General features: G+C 31.3%; 26 protein-coding genes. 12 read left to right on the forward strand and 14 right to left on the reverse strand.

Annotation, left to right across the window (positions count from 1 at the left end; all coding sequences use genetic code 11):
* Nucleotides 1-77: 77 nt before the first annotated feature.
* The gene (locus ACKTTV_RS16495) at nucleotides 78-794 is read right to left on the reverse strand and encodes a PspA/IM30 family protein (RefSeq protein WP_408031968.1); all 717 of its coding nucleotides are present in this window, start codon (nucleotides 792-794) and stop codon (nucleotides 78-80) included.
* An 11-nt stretch (nucleotides 795-805) separates the two neighbouring features.
* Nucleotides 806-1,201: a type III secretion system chaperone family protein gene (locus tag ACKTTV_RS16500; RefSeq protein ID WP_408031969.1), complete on the reverse strand. Its 396-nt coding sequence runs from the start codon at nucleotides 1,199-1,201 to the stop codon at nucleotides 806-808.
* Nucleotides 1,202-1,441: 240 nt separating this feature from the next.
* Here ACKTTV_RS16500 and ACKTTV_RS16505 point away from each other — a divergent pair, with 240 nt between their 5' ends.
* A complete protein-coding gene (locus ACKTTV_RS16505; RefSeq protein WP_408031970.1) occupies nucleotides 1,442-2,197 on the forward strand; it encodes a helix-turn-helix domain-containing protein in 756 nt (251 codons plus the stop codon).
* Between the two features lie 75 nt (nucleotides 2,198-2,272).
* Nucleotides 2,273-2,653: a hypothetical protein gene (locus ACKTTV_RS16510; RefSeq protein WP_408031971.1), complete on the forward strand. Its 381-nt coding sequence runs from the start codon at nucleotides 2,273-2,275 to the stop codon at nucleotides 2,651-2,653.
* Nucleotides 2,654-2,694: 41 nt separating this feature from the next.
* On the opposite strand, the gene ACKTTV_RS16515 is transcribed toward ACKTTV_RS16510, so the two are convergent.
* Both ACKTTV_RS16515 and ACKTTV_RS16520 read right to left on the reverse strand, forming a co-directional pair.
* A complete protein-coding gene (locus ACKTTV_RS16515; protein WP_408031972.1) occupies nucleotides 2,695-3,330 on the reverse strand; it encodes a LuxR C-terminal-related transcriptional regulator in 636 nt (211 codons plus the stop codon).
* 187 nt (nucleotides 3,331-3,517) lie between these two features.
* Nucleotides 3,518-4,795 (reverse strand): phosphatidylserine decarboxylase, encoded by a 1,278-nt coding sequence (locus ACKTTV_RS16520; protein ID WP_408031973.1) that lies wholly within the window; start codon nucleotides 4,793-4,795, stop codon nucleotides 3,518-3,520.
* A 284-nt stretch (nucleotides 4,796-5,079) separates the two neighbouring features.
* Here ACKTTV_RS16520 and ACKTTV_RS16525 point away from each other — a divergent pair, with 284 nt between their 5' ends.
* The 6 genes from ACKTTV_RS16525 to ACKTTV_RS16550 all read left to right on the forward strand — a co-directional run bounded on the left by ACKTTV_RS16525 (nucleotide 5,080) and on the right by ACKTTV_RS16550 (nucleotide 9,039).
* Nucleotides 5,080-6,384, forward strand: coding sequence for an NAD(P)/FAD-dependent oxidoreductase (locus ACKTTV_RS16525; RefSeq protein WP_408031974.1), 1,305 nt, complete (start codon nucleotides 5,080-5,082; stop codon nucleotides 6,382-6,384).
* Nucleotides 6,377-6,688 (forward strand): hypothetical protein, encoded by a 312-nt coding sequence (locus tag ACKTTV_RS16530; protein WP_408031975.1) that lies wholly within the window; start codon nucleotides 6,377-6,379, stop codon nucleotides 6,686-6,688. Before ACKTTV_RS16525 ends, ACKTTV_RS16530 begins: the two co-directional genes overlap by 8 nt.
* 10 nt (nucleotides 6,689-6,698) lie before the next feature.
* Entirely contained in the window at nucleotides 6,699-7,067 is a 369-nt protein-coding gene (locus ACKTTV_RS16535) for a SelT/SelW/SelH family protein (protein ID WP_408031976.1), read from the forward strand.
* A 2-nt stretch (nucleotides 7,068-7,069) separates the two neighbouring features.
* Entirely contained in the window at nucleotides 7,070-7,975 is a 906-nt protein-coding gene (locus tag ACKTTV_RS16540) for an AraC family transcriptional regulator (protein WP_408031977.1), read from the forward strand.
* A gap of 141 nt (nucleotides 7,976-8,116) precedes the next feature.
* A complete protein-coding gene (locus tag ACKTTV_RS16545; protein ID WP_408031978.1) occupies nucleotides 8,117-8,674 on the forward strand; it encodes a hypothetical protein in 558 nt (185 codons plus the stop codon).
* An 80-nt stretch (nucleotides 8,675-8,754) separates the two neighbouring features.
* Nucleotides 8,755-9,039 (forward strand): hypothetical protein, encoded by a 285-nt coding sequence (locus tag ACKTTV_RS16550; RefSeq protein WP_408031979.1) that lies wholly within the window; start codon nucleotides 8,755-8,757, stop codon nucleotides 9,037-9,039.
* A gap of 111 nt (nucleotides 9,040-9,150) precedes the next feature.
* On the opposite strand, the gene ACKTTV_RS16555 is transcribed toward ACKTTV_RS16550, so the two are convergent.
* The 4 genes from ACKTTV_RS16555 to ACKTTV_RS16570 form a co-directional block, all read right to left on the reverse strand.
* Nucleotides 9,151-9,624, reverse strand: coding sequence for a DUF6428 family protein (locus tag ACKTTV_RS16555; protein ID WP_408031980.1), 474 nt, complete (start codon nucleotides 9,622-9,624; stop codon nucleotides 9,151-9,153).
* 70 nt (nucleotides 9,625-9,694) lie between these two features.
* Nucleotides 9,695-10,303, reverse strand: coding sequence for an arsenate-mycothiol transferase ArsC (locus ACKTTV_RS16560; protein ID WP_408031981.1), 609 nt, complete (start codon nucleotides 10,301-10,303; stop codon nucleotides 9,695-9,697).
* Between the two features lie 39 nt (nucleotides 10,304-10,342).
* Nucleotides 10,343-10,675, reverse strand: coding sequence for an ArsR/SmtB family transcription factor (locus tag ACKTTV_RS16565; protein ID WP_408031982.1), 333 nt, complete (start codon nucleotides 10,673-10,675; stop codon nucleotides 10,343-10,345).
* A gap of 92 nt (nucleotides 10,676-10,767) precedes the next feature.
* On the reverse strand, nucleotides 10,768-11,280 hold the full coding sequence (locus tag ACKTTV_RS16570) for a flavodoxin family protein (protein ID WP_408031983.1): 513 nt from the start codon (nucleotides 11,278-11,280) through the stop codon (nucleotides 10,768-10,770).
* Nucleotides 11,281-11,426: 146 nt separating this feature from the next.
* On the opposite strand from ACKTTV_RS16570, the gene ACKTTV_RS16575 reads away from it, so the two are divergent.
* The 4 genes from ACKTTV_RS16575 to ACKTTV_RS16590 are packed head-to-tail and all read left to right on the forward strand — an operon-like array spanning nucleotide 11,427 to nucleotide 16,671.
* Nucleotides 11,427-12,281 (forward strand): PPK2 family polyphosphate kinase, encoded by an 855-nt coding sequence (locus ACKTTV_RS16575; RefSeq protein ID WP_408031984.1) that lies wholly within the window; start codon nucleotides 11,427-11,429, stop codon nucleotides 12,279-12,281.
* A gap of 43 nt (nucleotides 12,282-12,324) precedes the next feature.
* Nucleotides 12,325-13,152: an exonuclease domain-containing protein gene (locus ACKTTV_RS16580; RefSeq protein ID WP_408031985.1), complete on the forward strand. Its 828-nt coding sequence runs from the start codon at nucleotides 12,325-12,327 to the stop codon at nucleotides 13,150-13,152.
* A gap of 34 nt (nucleotides 13,153-13,186) precedes the next feature.
* A complete protein-coding gene (locus tag ACKTTV_RS16585) occupies nucleotides 13,187-13,672 on the forward strand; it encodes an ABC transporter ATPase (RefSeq protein ID WP_408031986.1) in 486 nt (161 codons plus the stop codon).
* A 38-nt stretch (nucleotides 13,673-13,710) separates the two neighbouring features.
* Nucleotides 13,711-16,671 (forward strand): glycoside hydrolase family 3 N-terminal domain-containing protein, encoded by a 2,961-nt coding sequence (locus ACKTTV_RS16590; protein ID WP_408031987.1) that lies wholly within the window; start codon nucleotides 13,711-13,713, stop codon nucleotides 16,669-16,671.
* On the opposite strand, the gene ACKTTV_RS16595 is transcribed toward ACKTTV_RS16590, so the two are convergent.
* From ACKTTV_RS16595 to ACKTTV_RS16620, 6 genes are all read right to left on the reverse strand, one after another.
* A complete protein-coding gene (locus tag ACKTTV_RS16595) occupies nucleotides 16,616-17,665 on the reverse strand; it encodes a lysophospholipid acyltransferase family protein (protein WP_408031988.1) in 1,050 nt (349 codons plus the stop codon). The two genes, ACKTTV_RS16590 and ACKTTV_RS16595, sit on opposite strands and share 56 nt — an antisense overlap.
* Nucleotides 17,666-17,697: 32 nt before the next feature.
* Nucleotides 17,698-18,609 (reverse strand): bile acid:sodium symporter family protein, encoded by a 912-nt coding sequence (locus ACKTTV_RS16600; protein ID WP_408031989.1) that lies wholly within the window; start codon nucleotides 18,607-18,609, stop codon nucleotides 17,698-17,700.
* Nucleotides 18,593-19,234, reverse strand: a complete 642-nt coding sequence (locus tag ACKTTV_RS16605) for a DUF4159 domain-containing protein (protein ID WP_408031990.1) — start codon at nucleotides 19,232-19,234, stop codon at nucleotides 18,593-18,595. The genes ACKTTV_RS16600 and ACKTTV_RS16605 overlap by 17 nt, the downstream gene beginning before the upstream one ends.
* A gap of 468 nt (nucleotides 19,235-19,702) precedes the next feature.
* Nucleotides 19,703-20,893 (reverse strand): helix-turn-helix domain-containing protein, encoded by a 1,191-nt coding sequence (locus tag ACKTTV_RS16610; protein WP_408031991.1) that lies wholly within the window; start codon nucleotides 20,891-20,893, stop codon nucleotides 19,703-19,705.
* 41 nt (nucleotides 20,894-20,934) lie between these two features.
* Nucleotides 20,935-21,645 (reverse strand): 16S rRNA (uracil(1498)-N(3))-methyltransferase, encoded by a 711-nt coding sequence (locus tag ACKTTV_RS16615; RefSeq protein ID WP_408031992.1) that lies wholly within the window; start codon nucleotides 21,643-21,645, stop codon nucleotides 20,935-20,937.
* Nucleotides 21,645-22,763 carry a GTP cyclohydrolase gene (locus ACKTTV_RS16620; RefSeq protein ID WP_408031993.1) on the reverse strand — a complete coding sequence of 373 codons (1,119 nt, stop codon included), beginning with the start codon at nucleotides 22,761-22,763 and terminating at the stop codon, nucleotides 21,645-21,647. The genes ACKTTV_RS16615 and ACKTTV_RS16620 overlap by 1 nt, the downstream gene beginning before the upstream one ends.
* Between the last annotated feature and the right edge of the window lie 6 nt (nucleotides 22,764-22,769).

Raw genomic sequence — 22,769 nt, forward strand, 5'->3', positions numbered from 1 at the left:
AACAATAAGAATTATAACTAGGATTGTTAGAGTTATATTGACATTAGAAAACAGTATATCGGTTAGTGAGTTCAAATTTATCCTTCGTTTTTATCGTTAAACCCTAATTGTTCTTTAAGTTTTGCTAAATCATCTTCTGCATTATTCTTTTTCTCATCAATAGCATCATTTAGCTCATCATCAATCGTTTTTGTTGAATCTGCTAAATCTCCATAAGCCTCTGCTAAAGCCTCTTCTTGAGTAACTTTGTCTTTCATTCTTTCAAGCATCGTAACTGTACTGCTACTATCCAATTCAGCCATTTGCTTATTTAAATTCTTAGTAGCTTTCGAAACTTTTACACGAGCTTTTAGAGTTTTTAATTCATTTTCCCATTTTTGAATGTTGTGTTTAATCTCTTGAACACTCTTTTCAAGTTGAGATACTGAAGTATCCAATTTTTCTGACTCAAGTTTAGTTCTACTAACCTCTTGAATATTTTCCTCTTTTTTGATCAAAGCTTGCTTGGCTAATCTGTCAGCTTCAGTAGCATCCATTTCACCTTTTTGAGCTTTTTTAAGAATTAACATAGCTTTTTGTTGGTAATCTTCAGCTTTTAAGGTAAAGGTTTCGAGGTCATTTTTTGAACGTATAGCTAATGCTTTGATTTGTGCTAATGATTCTAGACTTTTTTCCAAATCCTTTTTCAAATCTCTTATTCCTTGTTCTGTCATTTTAATAGGATCCTCCATACTATCAATGGCAGAATTAGCTTCTGCTTGTCCTATTTTAAATAATCTTCTAAATATATTCATGGTCTATTTTTTTAATACTTTGAAAATGCAATAATTTGCTCCGAAAACTCACTGAGTAATAAACTTAATGAGTTTAAGCTTCCTTCTAATTCATTCAGATCTAAATTTTCCAACTGTAACGTGTCTCTGAATATAACACGTTCTCCACAGTCATCGAGTACAAAGGCACCGTGAACGATGTCTCTGTTTTTAATAAGAAGACTCTTAAAAATGTCTTCATTGGGTTGATTTACTTTGAAAATAAACTGCTCAATAATAATAATTGGATATGCTACGCCAATAATTAGGTTTTTAATTCCAAAGTTTTCTTTTTCAATAACAAAGATCCCATTCTCAACATCTTCTTTAATGATATTAACATTGAGTTCTTGTAAAAAGTTTTTCGTTTTTAAATAGTGATTGTCCATCTAGCAATTGAATTAGTTAATTTATGGTTTTTTATAGCGGTGTAAAATTATAAAAAAGATTTCAAAAGCACACTGGAAATACATAGTGTTATTGTTATCATAATTGTGTTTTTATTTTGGTTGATATTTGTTTTTTATAGTTGCAATCTAACTTGGTTAGCAAAAACTATGTATATTAGCTAATAATATTAGTGTAAAGATATAAAATAATTTATTATTTGCAAATAAAATTAGCAAAAGATGTCTTTTTTTGGAAAAAATATAAAAAAAATTAGAGGAGTTAAAGGGTTGAGTCAGCAGGCTTTTGCGGAGTTATTTGGTTTGAAGCGTGCTACTTTAGGGGCTTACGAAGAGGGTAGGAGTGAACCTAAGATTGAAACAATAATTAAAATTGCTAATTATTTTAGCATAATTATAGATGACTTGCTAACTTCAGAATTAACCGTTAATCAGTTGTTGCAGTTTAAAGGTGATTTAACTTTAGAGGTAGATAAGTTTGAAAAAGAGAAGATGTTTGAAATTCCTCTCATAACAACCAAAAGTAAAAGTGACTATGCAAAGTATTATGATAAGCCAAAATTTATAAATGATTTACCTGTCGTTTCTCTTCCTGTGGATTCTGAGGTCGAACTTAGAGCTTTTGTGGTTGATAATCTTGAAATGACTTCAAATGAAAATGGAGTGTATCCAAATGATATTGTTATTGGTGAAAAATATTCTATTGATACTATTAATTCAATAAAAGGAGAAGATTTGGTATTAACCTTGGTTGGAGATGAGTTGGTATTACGACATTTGATTGTTGAAGAAAATACAGTTGTGTTGAAAGCGGCTCACAAAAATATAGATGACAAGAAGTTTTCGTTGTCTGACGTAAAAGAACTATGGTTAATAAAGTATACTTTTTTAAGGAGGGTGCCCGAGTTTAGAAATCCTTTTGAAGATAAGTTGTATTTTTTGGAAAGAGAATTTGCCAAACTAAAGGGTAAAGAATAAGAAATTTACCTGTTTTCGGTTAGTTTTTTTTCATGATATAGTTACAGATTTGTAGCAATAAGAAAATAAAATATCATGAAAAACAAATTAATTTTATTATTAGCAGTTGTAACGTTATTATCGTGCTCGAAAGACAAAGAGCAAACGAAAGATCCAATCATTGGTTTTTGGAAGCCTGTAGTTTTAAAGGATAATGGAGTAGATATAACAGATGATTGTAATATTAAGTCTACTGCAGATTTTCACGAAAACGGTAAGGCTTATATAGAAGTATTTGAGAAGGTGCAAAATGGGTGTACACCAAATCCTAAGAGAGAAGCCAGCTGGCGAAAAAAAAATGGAGATGTGTATGAGTTTAATCCAACTGATGGAGAACCAGAAGAAGTTCCTTTTAAGTTTATAGAGAATAATACTAAGTTTATCGATCAGAACGGAAGTATTTGGAAAAAGCAATAATTAAAAAGGGGGCGATGTTACATCGCCTCCTTTTTAATTATTTATGTTATGTCATAAAGCAAAGCGTATTTTACTAAGCCAACTACGTTCTTGGTCCCTAGTTTTCTCATTAAGTTTTTTCTGTGGGTTTCGACGGTGTTGAATGATATATTTAATATTTCCGCAATTTCTCTTGAATTTTTCTCATTTGAAATAAGACGTAAAACATCTTTCTCTCTGCTACTTAAGCTTGTTTGTTTTTCCAGTTTATGGGATGGAAACATACTCGTACTTAATTGCTTCTTAATGTTCTCATCAATAAATTTATTTCCAGCGAGAGTTTCTTTAAATGCCTTGATTAAAATAGCCTTTCCTGTTTCTTTTAATATAATACCATTAACTTCTGCTTGTATTGTTTTGTGAATTTCTTGAGAAGTCATTCTTGTCGCCATTATAATAATAATACAAAATGGGAGTTTTTTCTTTAAGGAATTAATAAAGTCAAAGATTTTCCCATTAATTTCATTAATACCTATTAGAATAGAATCAAATTTAATGTGATCACTAAGTTTTAGAGCGTCAATATTTTTTTTTACGGTGTAAATAATGTCTATAAACGGTTCATTAGATAAAATTGATTGGGTGCCTTCAAGTAGTAGTTTTTGGTCATCAATAATTAGTAGTTTAGTTTTTTTCATTAAAGTAGTAGTATTTGGTTTTTGGAACTACTATAATCAAATCTTAGACCATTTTTTGATAAGGAGGAGTTTATTCTATTTTATATTTTTAACGTGTTGTTTAAGAGTAAAATGAGTTATAAAAAAAAGCGAGCTCAATTACCAAAAGTTACATCGAGCTCACTAATTATGATATGGTTATAAGTGTTTATTTGTTCCAGTAAACGGCTGTTTGTCCGTATTGGAAATGAATAGGCTCATGACCTGGATCATTTTTAAACATATATAATTCTGTTGGTGGCTTTTGGAACAACATAATGATATCTGAACCTCCGAATCTAAATTTACCAAACTCTTGTCCTTTGACAACAGTTTGTCCTTGTAATTCAGTATACATATCAACACCAGAAACTTGACACATTCCAATTGGTAGAATGGCTACTTTTCCAACTACAGGTCCTGCATCCATAACAACTAAACCTCTAGCTTGTGTAAACTCGTAACCGTCTTCTGCGCCATCAGGAGCATCCCATTGTCCGTTATCTTGTAATTCAACATTTAAATATACTTTTCCTTCCACTGGAATAATCTCTAGTACTTCACCAGAAACTGGTGTATGAAAACGGTGATAGTCAAACGGACTTAAAAAGTAATGAATAAATGTTCCGCCATAGAAATCAGAAGCATATTTACTTTCCTGTAAAAGCTCATCGATAGTTCCAATACTATGAGTTCCTTTTAAAGAAACACGAGTGTGCTTACCGTTAGGAGCTAAAACATTTCCTTCGTTGTCAATAGGATAGAACTGTTTATAAGTACAATCAGCTGGTGAAACAATATTTTCATTGTTTTCAGGATCTGAAATTGGACGCAAAGGACTTAGTCCTGTTTCTGGATCGGCATGGTTGAATTCTCTATAGAAAAATTCATTAAATGTGTGCCAGCTTCTTTCGTTGTCAGCATATAAATGAAAGTTATACATAGAGTCATGCTTGAAGGAAAGTAAACTTTCTTTTGTTAAAGATTCTTCTGTGTCCAAGAATGTTCCCCAAGCATTGGCAAAATCTACCAACCAATTAGCAAACTTTTCAAAGCTTTGCATGGTTAAATTGGTACCTGGGATTTTTTGGTCGATTAACCAGTATGATTGACACAATAGATCATATACCTTTTGGTTGTATCCATTTTGTTGTCCATTACTCTTCCATGCATTAGGGTATTCAGGGTCATTACTTTCATTCGGGACTAAACGAACATATAAATCTAAATAATCTAAGTAATGTTCGGTAGTTGTAGGCCAGCCATTTCCTTGAAAAACATTATCAATAGCTTTATATAAATCAGGATTTAATTTGTCTTTAGCTGCTTTTACAGCGATATTAAGAGAAGCAATTAAAGCAGCTTCCATTTTTGGGTCTTCTGATAGAATTTCCTGTAAAGAGGCAACTACAGGTTCATGTTTGGTTTTCGAAATAACAGTTTCCATAATATATCGGTTTTAAGGTTGTAGTTCAAAGTTGAAAAAAATAAAGGTCTGTTGATGAAAAAATGGCATGGGTAAGGGATATTTATGTATGATTGCTTTAAAACGAGGTATAACTGTTTAGGGGTTATGGGAGTTTTGACTTAAAGAAATTGGTGTTAATGGATATGTTTTTGATTCCGAGTGATTTTTGCGAAACTTTAACTAGTTTTTATGCTTCAAAAAGAAGATAATATTAGAGAGAAATTTATCTTTTTCTTAAATTTGTTTTACTAAAATTTAATCGAATGAATATACCTCAAACCAGTTCTCCGAGAGTTGTCATTGTTGGAGGAGGATTTGCAGGATTGGCAGCTGCTCGCGGATTGGAGGAGCAAGAACTTCAAGTAGTTTTAATTGATAAACATAATTATCACACTTTTCAACCTTTATTGTATCAAGTAGCAACAGGAGGATTAGAGCCTGACAGCATTGCCTTTCCACTAAGGAAGAGGTTTAACGATGTAGAGAATTTTTATTTTAGGTTGGCAGAAGTGACTAAGATTGATTCAGAGAATAACACATTGGAAACAACTATTGGTTGTATTGAATATGATATTTTGATTTTGGCAACGGGTTCAACAACAAATTTTTTTGGAAACAAAAATATTCAAGAAAATTCAATGGAAATGAAGTCTGTTCCGCAAGCACTTAATATTAGAAGTCTTGTTTTAGAAAATTTTGAAGAGGCCCTATTAGAATCAAATTTAGAAAAGAGATTGGCTTTAATGAATTTTGTTATTGTTGGTGGTGGTCCTACTGGTGTTGAGTTAGCAGGAGCGTTGGCAGAAATGAAAAAAGGAATTTTGCCTAAGGATTATCCAGATTTGGATATACGACAAATGAAAATAAACTTGATTCAAAGTAGTGGTGAGCTTTTAAAAGGAATGAGTAATAAGGCTTCTCAAAAAGCTGAGGATTTTCTTAGAAAATTGGGAGTAGATGTATGGAAGAATTTAAGAGTGTTAGATTATGATGGTGAGACGGTTACAACAAATGGAGAAGACCATTTTAAAGCGCAAACCGTTATTTGGGCAGCGGGTGTGAAAGGTGCTCTGGTAAAAGGGATGCACACAGATTGTGTCCTAGAAAGACCTTGTCGAATTAAAGTAGACCGATATAATAAGGTAGTTGGTTATGATAATATTTATGCTGTTGGAGATGTGGCTTGCATGGAAACAGAAACGTATAAGTACGGTCACCCGATGATGGCGCAACCAGCTATACAGCAAGGTAGGTTGGTTGCTAAGAATATAATAGCTCAGTTAAAAGGAAACTCTCAAAAGGCTTTTGTTTATAATAATAAAGGTTCAATGGCTACAATTGGAAGGAATAAAGCTGTTGTAGATTTACCGAAATGGAAGTTTCAAGGTGTTTTTGCTTGGTTTGTTTGGATGTTTGTACACCTCTTTTCACTCATAGGTTTTAGAAATAAGGTAATTGTTTTTATGAATTGGGTGTATAATTATATTCGTTTTGATCGTGAAACCAGATTAATTATTAGGCCTTATAAAAGGAAGAATAAGTATTCATTTGATAAAGAACATGTCTAAAACAAACTCACTAGTAAAATGTAACCACTGCGGTGTTTTTACGGAAAATTCTGACTACTGCAAAAATTGTGGAGCTCTCATATCCTTTAAAAAGAAAAGAGAGTTAAAGGTTGAAGCTTTTAAACAACAGCAAATTGAAGAGGCTAGAATAGAAATTGAGAACCCAGGACTTGCCGAAAGGTTAATAAAACACCCTAATTTCTTATTTAAAATTGTAGGCTGGGTTTTATATTCTGTATTCTTAGTTATAAGCGCGATAGGCGCATTTCTTGCTTGGTTTGTAGCAATGGTTGCTGCAGGTTAAACTAATAAAATTGGAAAATAATACATGTATTGTTAAGTATTTTTGGTTTTCTACTTTTGTAGGAACTCTAGTATATTGTTTGCAACAAATGAATGTTAAACTTCCTTCTTTTGTTCAATATTACCTTAATGACTTTTTAATTATTCCTATAGTATTGACAATTTGCCTTTATGTAGTTAGAAAGTTAAAGGGTGATAAAACTTACAAAATATCAATATATTATATAGTATACATTTGTTGTGGGTATGCTATTTTTTTTGAGTACTACCTTCCAGAAATTTTAGATAGATATACCTCTGATGTTATTGATATTATTTTATATTTTGCAGGTGGAGGAGTGTTTTATTTTTTTCAAAAAAACACAAAAATTATATCGTAGTAATGGAACCTAATAACGACATTGTTGGTAGGATATACAAAGCTTTATTGTATATAGATGAGAACTTAAATAAAAAGCTTTCTTTAGAGTTAGTGGCAAAAGAGGCTTATTTTTCACCATATCATTTTCACAGGTTGTTTTCAGCAGTCGTCGGAGAAACCTTAAATTCTTACATACTTCGGAAGAGAATTGAAAGGTCAATAATTTTATTACTTCGTAATGACAATGCATTAATTGTAGAAATTGCGGAAAAGGTTGGGTTTGATAATCCTTCATCTTTTTCAAGAAGTTTTAAAAAATTTTATGGAGTCAGTCCATCTGAGCTTAAAGAAAAGGATATAGATAAATTTAGCAAGATTTGTATAGATCAAAGCAAGAATGGTCAAGAAAGAGTGAGGTTTGAAAAATACATTAGCAACATAAATAATCATTTAAATTTTATTCAGATGAAAGCTAATGTTGAAATTAAAACAATTCCTACACTTAAAACAGCATATATTGGTCACATAGGAGACCCAAGTAAAATAGCTGGTGCTTTTAATCGCTTAGTTCAGTGGGCGTTTCCTAAAGGATTAATGGTTGGAAGTATTCGAATGGCAACTTTATATCATGACAGTCCGAAAGTTACTGAAATTGAAAAATTGAGAATGAGTGCTTGTATTCTTTTAGAAAGAGAAGTTGAAGTAAGTGGGGAAGTAGGGTTAAGAGATATCCCTGGAGGCAAACATGTTGTGGCTGGCTATGAAATAGGTGTGGAAGAATTTCAGCAAGCCTGGGAGTCTACCTTTGTATGGTTGTCAGAAAGAGGTTTTACACCGAAAGGAGAACCATTTGAATTGTATTATAATGATCATAATACACATCCAGAGAAAAAGTTTATAGTAGATATTTGTGTACCAGTAGAATAGTTGAAAACCTTTTAAAGGATAGGGTAAAGTCCTTGTAAATAAGGGGAATACAGAGTTTTTAAGTTCCTTATTTCATAATAAATTTGAAACATAGAATATTCTTTATTTAAAAAGAATTGTAACTAATTTAAAATTTTTATTATGGGGGAAGTTAGAGAATCTTATATCGTCCTAAAGAAAGACGAAAGCAAAGTCTGGACTGACTGTAGGTTAATAGGAGTAAGAGAAGAAACCAGAATTGTTGATAAAAACGAGTTTATACGTCGTGAAGCAATAGATAATCAGGCAGGTCAAGGGTTTAAGTGTCAAAAGTATATTTTAAAGGAACGCCAGAAAAGAAACTGTAAAAGGTTTGAATGTACTTCTTATGAAGCGGTCAAGAAAACATCTGTTTGGTATTATGTAGGAGCAGTAATTGCCGCTGTCGGTTTTGTTGTATTCACTGGAGGAGCAGGTGCATTTGCTCTTGGGTCACTAGGAATGACCGGTAAAACATTAACTATTTTATTAAGTGTCGGTGGAGGAATGATGTCTGCAGGTGGAGTTATTGTGGGGGTTATTAAGGTAGATGGAGATTCGCATGATGATTACACTAGAGGAGATTACATTTCAGGACCTGTAGGTAAAGATCAGTGTGATGAATGGTACCAGGATGGCGAGGATTTTGAAGAGAAAGTCGGTGAGCCTTATGACTGTTAGAGTTAAAGGTTATTGATATTAATTCTAAATGGTTAAGAGTTTTTATTATGAGTTTTAGTAAACTATTTAAAAGTGAAAAAATGAAAAGTAGATATTACGAAAAAATAGAGATCTCAGAATTCGGTAATGTGTTTAAGGTAAGTTATTTTCAAAAAAGAAGTCCTTTATTAAAGCTATGGGATGTGGTATATGTTGTAATGTGTTCATATGCTTATGTGTTTGGTTTTTTGTCAGGATATTTAATAAATTGTATAGCTTTTATATCTTTCTTCACGGGGGTGTGGTTACTTTTTAGAGGTTATTTTAAAAACCTTTGGTTACCACCAAAAGAAATAGGAAAAGAAGAAATATTTTTTCAAAGTTAGACTTAGTGTAGAGTAAATATAAAATATCAGTTATCAATAATTGCTTAATACTTATTATTGATAACTGATAACTGATAACTGATAACTGATAGCTGATAGCTGATAACTGAATTAACAACAACCTGATCCTGGGGTGCAAGATGTTTCTGTTTTATTAAGGTCAGAAAGTCTAACTCTGGTTTTTTTTTGTGGGGTTATACCGCATTGATCTTCCGCTAAACAACCAGTAGCTTTGTTAACTAATAGAAAGTTTGTTCCATTAAAATCTAAAGCATATTTACCAATAGTATTGCCTTGGTATTCTACTTCGATTTCATGATCGCCTAATTGAAGTACTTTTTCAGATAATTCTATTATATGAACCAATTTTTCAGGATGTAAGCGATGATCATAATCATCTTTATTCCATAGTTGGAAGTTGATAACTTCTTCATTTCTAACTGTTCCTCCACAATCAATAAAGTTTTTTGATACTTTACCTACCTCAGTTACATGGAAATGTGATGGTACTAAGCTTCCATCAGGCAGTTCGAAAGCTATGGTTTCGAGGTTTTGGAGATGTCTTTTTATTTCTGAAAGTTTCATATGAATATATTTAATTTAAGTCGTAAAATCTCTTTATGTCGCTGGACATATATTATTTTTTAGTAAGAGGTTAGTTTAATTGAGATAATACATAATATAATTCTGCAGCTATTTGTGTACTTCGTTCTAGATACTTTTGGTTTTGAATAGGGGTGTTGTCAAAAGCTTTTGGATCTTCGAAGGTTAAAGGAATGCGCGCATCGGCGCCCAGAACCAATGGACATCCTTCGTCTGCCTGAGAACAGGTCATGACAGCGATAAAATTTGATTTAGGGTTAAAGTCGCTAAAATATTCTTTTGAAAAACCAATAACTGGAGCTGAGTTCGAATCAAATTTTATAGCATGAATAGGGTTGTTTCCATTTGAAATGGTTTGAACATCAAAACCTTGTTTTTCTAGTGTTTCAATAATGGGAGAAGCTACTGCCGTTGATTCGGTTCCACCGCTATAACAAAAGATTTCCCTTAAATTAAAAAAACTGGAAAGTGTCTGCATCCATATCTGGGACAAATGACTTCGTCTTGAGTTGTGAGTACAAATAAAGTTGAGATTAATGGTTTTGTCTTCATCACGTTTGTTTTGAAGTAATTTGGAAAAAGAAAGTAAAAGTTCTTTTCTATCGTTAGATATAGAGTCTATGTTTAAATTCTCAATAGTATCTTTTAACTTAGTATTCATTTTTTATTGTAATATTACGATTAATGATTTCAAATTTTTTTATTCACAACAAATAGGCTGCTCAGAGTCATCTGAGAATAGACTGAATAATGTTGATTGAATGTTTTTCCAGTTTTCAACATCAATACAATAGCAAACACTAGTACCTTCAATATTTCCTTTGATAATTCCAATGTTCTTGAGTTCTTTTAAATGTTGAGAAATAGTGGGTTGAGCAAGTCCTATTTCATTTACTAGGTCACCACAAATACATGATTCTATTTTTAATAAGTGTTGAATGATTGCTATTCGTGCTGGATGTCCAAGTACTTTGGCTATCTTGGCAATAGTATTTTGCTCTTTAGTAAATATTTCGGATTTGGTAAGTCCCATAAGTTTTAATTGTATTATTGCAATATTACGATTAAATACTGAAATAAAAAAGGAAAAGCTTATGAAAAAATTATCGAAAACTTTTCCAAATGTTACTTTATCAGTGTTTTAAAGTTTTTTAGTTGTTGTTTAGCTTCTTCAGTAATTTCGCTTCCATCTTCGGTAAACCAGCCATGAACATTACCAAGGTAGTTCATTCCTAAGTAGTTTGCACTTTCTTTGAAGGGCATGTAAAAACCTTCTTTAAGGTCATTTGCTCCTGAGTTGCTAATCACAGCCATATTTTTTCCTCTTAATAATCTTCCTAATTCCTTTTCTTGATATAGTAAATCAGAGCATCTATCAAAAAATACTTTCAAAATACCACTCATTGAGTACCAGTAAACTGGAGTAGCAAAAATGATAGTATCATAATTGGTAATTACATTTTTTATTAGGGGGATGAAATCATCATTAGCATTTTTAAATTCATAGTCGAAATGCCCAATGTTTTTAGTTTTCAAATCAATAATATCAAAATTCTCCTCTGAGTTTAGGTAGTTAATAATCGATCTTGTGTTTCCATAACTTTTTGAGCTACCTTGAATTACAATAGTTTTTTTCATGCTTCTTAAATTTAGTTATGACAAAATTGATGATAAAGTGCCTTAAACATTGCAAAAAATAATTGAAATTATTGATAAATACCAAGATAAAATCAATTACAAAACACTTTAATTTTATTACTTTTATAGTATAATTAGTAATTTTCATGAATGTAAATGATTATAAGGCTTCTGGAGAAATTTATTTGCGTAATATTCCTACCAAAGAATTTAAATCGGAAGCAAAGAAAGAGCTTAAGAAGTTGAGAAAGGAAATCAGTGAACTTCAGGATACTATGTATGCGGAAGGTAAATATAGTGTACTGATTTGTTTACAGGGAATGGATACTGCTGGAAAAGATAGTTTGATTCGTGAGGTATTTAAAGATGTTAATGCAAGAGGTGTTGTTGTGCATAGTTTTAAAGTTCCTACAGAATTAGAATTAAAACATGATTTTTTATGGAGGCATTACATTGCTCTTCCTGCCAGAGGAAAAATAGGAGTATTCAATAGAACTCATTATGAAAATGTACTAGTAACAAGAGTTCATCCAGAATATATTTTGTCAGAAAATATCCCATCTATTACATCGGTAGAAGATATTGATGATCGGTTTTATCATGACAGAATGAATAGAATTAATCAATTTGAAAAACATCTTGAGGAAAGTGGTACAATTGTTTTAAAGTTCTTTTTGCATTTATCAAAAGATGAACAACGAAACCGTTTGTTAAGACGTTTAAATATTCCCGAGAAAAACTGGAAATTTTCAACAAGTGATTTGAAAGAACGAAAATTATGGGACAAATACCAAGTGTGCTATGAAGACTTGTTAAGTAGAACATCTACTGATTATGCACCATGGTTTATTATTCCAGCAGATGACAAACCTTCAGCAAGGTATTTGGTAGCTATGGTTTTGCTTGAAGAGATGAAAAAATACAACTTTAAAGAACCAAGATTGTCTCAAAAGGTTCTTGACCAAATTGATGATTTTAAAAAACAATTAAATAACGAATAAAAGAAGAGGGATTAGAAAATAAAGGTCTCGAGAGATTTTAAAAATGGAGTTAAATTTAAAAAAACCAATCGTATTTTTCGATTTAGAAACAACAGGGATTAATATAGCAACCGATAGAATTGTAGAAATTTCTATACTGAAAGTTTTCCCTAATGGGAACAAAGAAAGTAAAACATGGTTGGTAAACCCTGAAATAGAAATACCTGAAGAGGCTACTGCTGTTCATGGAATTACTAATGAAAAAGTGGTAACTGAGCCGACTTTTAAAGAGTTAGCTCCAAAGGTTAATGAAATGATTGCTGATGCGGATTTAGCAGGATTTAATTCGAATAGATTTGATATCCCTTTATTAGCAGAAGAATTGTTAAGAGCGGATATTGATTTTGATATGGAGAATAGAAAAGCGGTTGATGTTCAAGTTATATTTCATAAGAAAGAACAAAGAACGTTAAGTGCTGGATATAAGTTTTATTGCGGAAAAGATTTAGACGATGCTCATTCTGCAGAAGCTGATACTCTGGCAACCTATGAGATACTAAAAGCCCAGTTAGACAAGTATGATGATATCGAAAATTCTGTCGATGCATTGAGTGAGTTATCTTCTCACAGAGAAAGAGCTGATTTCGCTGGATTTATTCTTTTTGATGATGAAGGACGTGAAATTTTTTCATTTGGAAAGTATAAAGGAAGAACTGTAGAAGAAGTTTTAAAGGAAAATCCTGGATATAATTCATGGATTCAAAATGCTGAATTTCCATTGTATACTAAGAAGGTTTTGAGGCAGATAAAGGAACGAATGACAAAACCTAGAAAAGTAATGTCAGAAGAAGAAAAATTAAAAGCATTGCAAGCTAAATTTAATGCTAGATAAGAGATTTTAAGGTAGAAATTAATTTAAGGAAAGAATGTTTGTAGAGTATAAAGAATTACCTGATAATTCGAGAGTTTGGGTATACCAATCGGATAGAGAGTTTACTGAAAAAGAAATCGACTATGTTTATGAAAAGGCAAAAGTATTTGTTGATAATTGGACACGACATGGCGATGACTTAAAAGCGTCATTTCTTGTGAAGTATAACCATTTTTTAGTGTTGTCTGTTGATGAAAATTTTAATAATGTTTCAGGGTGCTCTATTGATGCTTCAGTACGTTTTGTTAAAGAACTTGAAACTGAATTAAACGTTGATTTAATGAATAAGATGAATGTTTCTTTTAAAGATGGCGATCATATTAATATCGTTAAATTACCTGATTTTCAAAAATATGCTAAAGAACAAAAAATAACAGGCAGTACAACTGTGTTTAACAACATGGTAAATACCAAAGATGAATTTGAAACCAAGTGGGAGGTTACAGCTGAAGAAAGCTGGCATAAAAGATTTTTGGTATAACTATTGAATACATATCAACAGATATTACAATTAATAATATGAGGGAAAAGATACTTTTTTTATTAGCATTAACATCATTCAGTTTTTTACAAGCGCAACAATTAGATCCTTTACAGGCAAAAGATGTTGAGGCCCAAAAAATCTGGGTAGATAGTATAATGAAATCCATGACTATTGACGAAAAATTAGGTCAATTGTTTATGATTCAAGCTTATTCCAACAGAGATGAAAAGCATAAAGCTTACATTGAAGATATGATTACAAAATATCATATAGGAAACTTGATATTTATGCAGGGGACTCCTGAAAAACAAGTTGCATTAAATAATTCCTACCAAGAAAAAGCCAAAATTCCCTTATTAATTGGTTTCGATGGTGAATGGGGTTTGGATATGCGATTAAAAAAGTCTTTTCGATTTCCTTGGAACATGACCTTAGGAGCTGTTCCTGATAATACATTAATTAAAGAAACGGGACAAAGAATAGGAGAGCATTGTAAAAGAGTAGGTATACATATAAACTTTGCTCCAGTTGTTGATATTAATACAAATCCTGATAATCCTATAATTGGAAATAGATCTTTTGGTGAAAGCAAAGAAAATGTAACTGATAAAGCAATTGCTTTCACTGATGGTATGCAGGGAGCTGGAGTACTTGCAAGTGCTAAGCATTTTCCTGGGCATGGAGATACGGCAACGGATTCTCATGCCGTATTACCAACAGTTAATTTTTCCAAAGAAAGACTCGACTCAATAGAGTTGTATCCATACAAAAAGGCAATTGATAAAGGTGTGGCTAGTATAATGGTAGCACATCTTAGCCTACCTCAATTGGAAAAAAATGTAAACTTACCATCATCTTTGTCAAAAACAATAATTACTGATTTGTTAAAAGGTGAATTAGGATACCAGGGGTTAATATTGACTGATGGATTAAACATGAAAGGAGCTGCAAATTATAACACTTCTGCAGCTATTAATCTTGCAGCAATAGAAGCAGGAAATGACTTGTTATTAATTCCTTCAGATGTTCCCGGTACTTTAAAACTTTTTAAGACATCTTTAGCAAATGGAAAGTTAACAGAGGAGAGGGTAGACGAGTCGGTAAGAAAAATTTTGAGAGCTAAGTATTTAGTTGGGTTGAATGAGTACAAACCAGCGAGCTTAGATAGTCTTCAGAAGGATTTACATAGGGTAGAGGATAAACTTCTTCATAGAAAGCTTGTTAGAAATTCAATTACAATTGTAAAAGATAGTGTAAAAAACATTCCAATAACACATTTAGAAGATAAGAAAATAGCCTATATAGCCTTAGGTGATGCAAAAGGAGATGATTTCTTGGCAATGTTGAGAAACTATGCTAAAGTTGATAAAGTATCTAGTAAATTTAAATACGTAAAAACACTTGTTCAAAAGCTTAAAAAATATAACACGGTAATTGTCGGGTTTCATAAATCTAACAAGCATCCTTGGAAGAGTTATAAATTCTCTAAAAAAGATTTGACTTGGTTGCATGAAATAGCAAAAGAATCCAATGTTATTTTATGCGATTTTGCAAGTCCTTATAGCTTGTTAAAAATTGATGAAACTAATATAGAGTCTATAGTAGTAGGGTATCAAAATAGTAAAATAGCACAAGAGTTAACGGCTCAGGCTTTATTCGGTGCTTTTGAGGTGAAAGGAAAACTTCCTGTTAGCATTAATAAATTCAAAGTAGGAACAGGAATTACAACCTCTAAATTAAATGTTTTACAATACACAATTCCTGAAGAAGCTGGTGTTTCATCTGAGAAATTAGAGGTAATTGATAAAAGAATAGACACAATTTTAAAAAAAAGAATGGCTCCAGGAGGGCAAATATTGGCGGCTAGAAATGGTAAAGTTTTTTATTATAAAACATTTGGTTATCACACTTTAGCTAAGAGAAGAAAAGTTAAAAAATCAGATATTTATGATTTAGCTTCCCTTACTAAAATTTTAGCATCATTGCCTATGGTAATGAAGGCCGAAGAGGAAAGAAAATTGAGTTTGTTTTCAAGTGTAGGTGATTTACTTCCTAGATATAGCAAATCGAACAAAGACACATTGATAATTAAAGAGATATTGTCTCATTATGGACGTCTGAGATCTTGGATACCATTTTATTTGCATACTCAAGATGAAGAAACAGGAGAAAATTCTGCAGAACTTTACAGAAAAAAATGGTCTAAGGATTTTAACATAAAAGTGGCTAACAATCTGTACTTAGCTAGAAGTTATAGAGATTCAATTTTTAAAGAAATTGTAGATTCTGAACAACGAAGTAGACCAGGTTATAAGTATAGCGATTTAGGATATTACATAATCAAAGAAATAATTGAAAGAAAGTATAGGAAACCTCTAAACGTACTTACTGATCAAATGTTTTATAGTTCTTTAGGAGCTAATAGAACAACATATTTACCACTAAAGAAATTTAGAAAATCGGAAATTGTTCCCACAGAAAAAGATAGTTATTATCGCAAGCAATTGGTGCATGGCTTTGTTCATGATATGGGAGCTGCAATGTTAGGTGGTGTTGGTGGTCATGCAGGACTTTTCTCTAATGCAAATGATGTTGCAAAGATTATGCAGATGTATTTACAAAAAGGTGAATACGGAGGAATTAAATATTTTGAGCCAGAAACCATTGAAAAGTTTAATAAACGATATTATGCTGATAGAAAAGTACGACGTGGATTAGGGTTTGATAAACCTCAAATTAGACCTGAAGAAAAACCAACCTGTGGATGTGTTTCTGAGGAAAGTTTTGGTCATAGTGGTTTTACCGGAACTTATACATGGGCTGACCCAGCAAGCGGAATTGTTTATGTTTTCTTGTCAAACCGAGTGTATCCTACAATGAGAAACAGAGGTCTTGTAAGGAGTAATATGAGAACAAAAATTCAAGAGGATCTTCAGAATGCTATCCTGATGGAGTCGGAGCCAATTTCGTATACAGAAGAATCAGTAGAAGACTAGAAAAAAAATAGGTATAACCTAGTTGGCTACTAAATAGTGTAGAAATGACATAGGCTTGAATAATATAAAATATAGGAAAGAGGACTAAATTTATTCCAAATCTAAAAGTGTCTACAAATTCTATTTCATCAATTTTTTTTGATACTAGTTTCCAAATTGAATAAGGAATAATACTGTTTAGAACAATTAAATAAAGTAAAGGTTTCAATGTATTTTTGGAACCTTTTTCTTTTTTTAATTCACTTTCTTTATTATGGAGTATTATTGAATTGATTACTTCTACATTAGTGAAATCTAAACCTTGGGTGTTTAGTTTGGAAAACATCTTGTCGTAATTCTCATCGTTTGGAATATGAACAGTAAGCTTCACTAGACTTTTTCTTACTTCATTTTTTAACTCCTTTATCATTTCAAATTTATCCATATGTTTTATGTATTCGTTGCAATGAATAGGCTTCCCAAAATTTATAGCAACAGAAGATGGGTACGAGGAAGAATTTTGATAAGTAATGCCAATAGGAACTACAAAAAGTTTCAATTTTGGTTTTTTTTCCAATACTTGAAAAACAATTCTAGTAAACCCTTTACTTAAAGGTCTAATACTTCGTTGTCTGTTATGGCTTCCTTCTGGGAAAATTAATAAGGAGCCTTCTGATGAAAGAATGCGTTCAGATTTATCAAATATCTCATTGTTTTTTGAAAGTTGATTAAAACCGTCTCTAATGCGATAAATAGGCATCATACCTAAGGCACCAAAAAACTTTGCTATGATTGGGTTTTGAAAAACAGAAGCTCGAACAAGAAAATGAGTTTTTCTTTTTATATGTGTAGCGATTAAGATAGGATCTATCAATCCATTTGGATGATTAGCTGTGAAAAGAACAGCTCCATTTTTTGGAATGTTATTGGAGCCAGATACCTTAATTTTTTTTGAATAAAAAAATAATCCTAATCTAACATAAATTTTAAACGCATAATAAAGTAAGTTGTTCATGTTTTAGTAGGAGTTAATTAATAGGAAATATACTATTTTTTTCTTCCCCAGTATGTCGCAAGTAGCATTCCAGAAAATATATCCCAAACACCCCAAAAAGCTGCTAATAAAGCCATACCTCCTAAACCATTAAAAAAGCTGAAAATTAATAGGAGTCCAAGACCTCCGTTTTGAATTCCAGTTTCTATAGAAATGGTTTTAGTATCCTTTTTAGAAAGTTTGAATAGTTTACTAACTAAATATCCTAAGAAGTAGGCAAATAAATTATGGAAAATAACAAGAAATAGGACTAAGTGGATGTAGTCTTTGAATATATGGGCATTTTCATAAAGAGCAATAACGATTAAAACTAAAAAAAATATAACTGAAAATGGCTTTATAAAAGTATTAATTTTTTCAGCCATTTCTGGATGATAATACCTTACAAACATTCCTATTATTAAAGGAATACCCAAAATTAGCACAACTAGTTTTGTCAATTCAAAAGGGTTTAATGAAACTTCTTTAAGAATATGACGTGTTGGTTCGTATAAACTACCCCATATTTGAAGGTTTAACGGAGTTAGGAAAATGCATATTAAAGTGGCAAAGGCAGTTAAACTTACGGAAAGTGCGGCATTACCTTTAGCCATTTTGCTAAAGAAGTTAGAAACATTTCCACCAGGACACGCCGCTATTAACATCATTCCAAGAGCAAAACTCGGGTGAGGTTTTAAAACAATTACTAACAAGAACGTGAATAAAGGTAAAAGTATAAATTGTGACGAGATACCAACAAATACTATTTTTGGAGAGCTTAGAAGACGCTTGAAATCGTCTATTGTAATGTCTAACGAAACACCAAACATTATAATTCCTAAGGCAATATTAAGCATCCATAGAGCATCAGTATCAAAATTAATCTGGATGGAATCTATGTTTAAACTATTAGTTTGTAAAAGCATATTCAATAATGTTTGATCCCATTTTTAACGCTTTTTCTCTTATTTCTTTTGGATCATTGTGTATTGATTGATCTTCCCATCCATCACTGAGGTCGCTTTCATGATCGTAAAATACTACGAGTCTTCCTTTATAGAAAATACCTAATCCTTTAGGTTCTTTTTTATCATGCTCATGAATTTTTGGTAAACCATTGGGAAAGCGGAAGGTTTGATTGTAAATTGGATGGTTAACAGGAATTTCTGTTAATTGTTCTAATGGAAAAACTTTTTTTAATTCTTTGCGGATGTATTTGTCTAAACCGTAATTGTCTGAAATATGTAGAAACCCTCCAGAGATTAAGTAGTTTTTTAGCTTTTCGACATCTTCATCATCAAAATATACATTCCCATGCCCGGTCATAAAAACAATTGGATAAGTAAAAATAGCATTGTCATTTAGAGAAACTGTTTGAGGTTCCTTTGTAATGGAACATTTGGTATACGAATTTGCAAATTTGATTAGGTTAGGTAAGGCTGTTGGGTTTGCGTACCAGTCACCACCACCTTTGTATTTTAGAACAGCAACTTGCTGACATTGCGCTTTGTGAATGAAAATAAGAAATAATAGAATTATAAGTTTTCTCACTGAAATTAATTTAATAAGCAATATAGTAAACTTAAAATAAAAAACACCAACCTTAGATGTTGGTGTTTTCTTTTTTCCCCTTAAGAAATTAATATCATTCGTGATAAATTTCATTACAATATTAAATTATATATATGAAATAGGAGTCCGAAATCGTCCAGAATAGACGTTTTCGGACTTTTTCACTTTTTTGTTTATATAGTTTAATTGTTAATAAGGTAGTTTTTTTAAAAAAAAACATCAACGTTAGGTTAGTTGATGTTTTATAGGTTGAGACCCTTTCTTTTTCATCATCAAGCGCGTACACTTAATAATATTTTATCAAACAAATATTTTAAAATAGCAACGATTTAAAATATTAACGTTTTCAAGTAGTATCTGAAGGCTAATTTAAAGTATATAGGTAATATATAGGTACGGAATCATCTATTCTGGACGATTTCGAACTAATTTTGATTTAATTTTTAATTATAGTGATTGTTTTCTGTAAGAAAAAGGGGTTAAACCAGTGTGTTTCTTAAAAACGGTGAAAAAAGTAGATTTGGAGTTAAATCCAGATTCTAACCCAATTGAAGCGATAGTGTAGTTACCATAATTGACATTTGTTAATAACTCTTTTGCTTGTTGTACTCGCATTTCGTTCAAATAATCAATAAAAGTTTTTCCAGCAATGTTGTTTATAATGAGAGAAAGTGTACTTGGACTAAAATCTGTTTCAGAAGCTAAATTTTGAAGTGTGTACCTTGGAAGTAAAAATTTCTTCTCCGATCTAATTAAAAAATCTATTTCAGAAAAAGAATCTTGATATTTTTTATACTGCTCTTCTGTAACTGAAATAGTATTAGAAACGGCTAAAGTTGACTTCCTTTTAGAGTTTATAGATATGCCATTCAATGAAGAAGAATGTGTTTTTGAAGAAATTCCTTCTCGAATATGTTGGCGTTCTTTTAATATACGAACTTGTCTCAATCCTTGATACCCCAACCAATAAATCAATATTGTAGTATAAATACGTAAAGGGTAATAAGAGAACATAAAACCTTGAAAATTTAAACTAACTTTTATTATCAGAGCGGTTATCCATAGTATGTATCCAATAGACGATAGTTTAAAGAAGACGTTAATCCATTTTAAGTTGTCATAAGAAAGGATTTTTTCAAAGAGATTTTCCTTTTTATATAGTAGGTAGTAAGAATATATAAATAAGCTAATTGAAATACTAAAACTTACTATTTCCTCAATTGAGGTGTATTTTTCATATACAAAATCTTGGTATTCATTGTTTTCAATGTTGCTATAATACAGTACAAAGGAAACCTGAGCTATAATTGCAAATAGAAATAGCGGAAAAACTACTTTAAGAAGATTGTAAGTTTTTGATGTAATATTCAAGTAGTTTGTTAAGAACATGTACAAAAAAGGCATAGCCAAAAAATGCCAGGGAATTTGAATATAATCTAAAGCAAATTTATGTTGAAATAGTTGATTTTCTAGCACCCAAGACTGGATGTTATTTAATGAAATTGAAAGTATTAACAGGTTTAAATAAAGCATGCTCTTCTCCTTTCCATTTTTGGATGAGAAAAGAATAAGGCTAAAAGCGAAACCATGCAGTGCGCTAACCAGTAGAAAAATATTAAAAAAATCTGCTGTACTCAATAAAATAGGGTAAACTTTAGGTTTAAATATACAAAAAAGAATTATTGATGTAAAAAACTAATGTTTTGGACTGTTGTTACTCCAGCCGTTTCAGTTCTTAACCTTGTGTTACCTAGGCTAATTGGAGAAAATCCGGCTACTTTCGATTTTTGAATTTCTTCAGTTGTAAAGTCTCCTTCTGGACCAATTAGAACCGTGTATTTAGAATTAGGTTTTACCAACTGTTTTAAACCATTTTTGTTATTATCATCTTCACAATGAGCAACAAACAATTGACCTTCTAAATCACTGTTTATAAAATCATTGAAGTTTGTTAATTCGTTAAGCTTTGGAAGTTTATATTGAAGTGATTGTTTCATTGCTGAAAGAACAATCTTACCGAGTCTTTCATGTTTGATGATTTTCCTTTCAGAATTTTTGCATAATAAAGGCGTTATTTCATCTATTCCTATTTCTGTAGCCTTTTCCAAAAACCATTCAAAACGATCAATATTTTTGGTCGGAGCTATCACTATATGTAAGTAATAATCTCTATTATTTTTGATTTCTTTGGACTCTAATATTTTAGCTGTGCATTTTTTGTCATTGGCAAAAACTATTTCAACATTAAAAAGAAAGCCTTTTCCATTTGTTATGTGTAACGTGTCTCCTTCTTTTTTTCTGAGAACTCTTACAATATGTCTGCTTTCTTCTTTGTTGAAAGTTAGTTCTTTAACTTCCTCAGATATTTCAGGATTATAAAATAACTGCATTATAAATCAATTCTATAAGTTCTTCTTCTTTTGTGAACAGTCGGCGCAAAATCTTTCCAAATTTTATGTATTGCTACATTATCTTCAAGTTCTGGAGTACGAATACAGTCCTTAATTCCTTTGATACCAAAAGTTTTAATGTATTCCCTAAAAATAATAGCAGTTACTCCTTTGTTTTGATAGTCTGGATGAACACCTATAAGGTAAAAAATAACATCCTTTGAATTTTTCCTTGCGCTTAACAAATGGAATAAACCAAAAGGTAATAGTTTTCCTTTTGCTTTTTGTAGAGCTTTTGAAAAAGAAGGCATTACTATAGCAAAAGCTACCATATTATTATCACTATCTAAAACAAACTTGATATATTCAGGGTTGATAAATGAAATATATTTTTTCTTAAAATATTCGATTTGCTCATTTGAAATTGGAACGTAGGTAGAAAGTTTTGAATAAGTTTTACTAAAAAGGTCAAACATTTCATCCACATATGGCATAATTTCTTTTGTAGAATCAAAGGCAACTTCTTTTAAATTGTATCTTTTTTGAATCAAATCTCCAGCCTTTGTATATTTCTTTGCGTCTACATTTTTAAAAGGAAATTTACTTTCTATGTATTCTTTTTCTTTACGAAACCCTAGTTGTTCAAGATGCTCCTTATAATACGGGGGGTTATACCAAGTAATCATAGTACCTATATGATCAAATCCATCAATAAGAACTCCTGTTTTATCAAGGTTATTGAAACCAACGGGTCCTTCTACATATTCTAACTTGTTTTCTTTTCCAATTTCTTTAATTTTATCCAATAAAGCTTTACTTACTTCAATATCATCGATAACATCAAACCATCCGAAACGCATTTTTTTTATGTTTTGCTGCTCCACTTCATAGGTGTTAATAATGGCAATAACTCGTCCGACAATTTTACCATTTTTAAAAGCAAGTAAAAACTTTGCTTTGGCATGTTCAAAAACTGGGTTTTTGTTAGAGTTGAAACTAGCCAACTCGTCATTAATAATTGGTGGAACCCAATACGGGTTGTTTTTATAAAGTGAAAAAGGAAACTTAACAAATTGTTTCATTTCCTTTTTACTTGTTATTTCTTTAACTGAAATCATATGTAA

Origin of the sequence: Tenacibaculum xiamenense (assembly GCF_964513065.1) — a bacterium.
In the GTDB taxonomy this organism is placed as follows: domain Bacteria; phylum Bacteroidota; class Bacteroidia; order Flavobacteriales; family Flavobacteriaceae; genus Polaribacter; species Polaribacter xiamenense.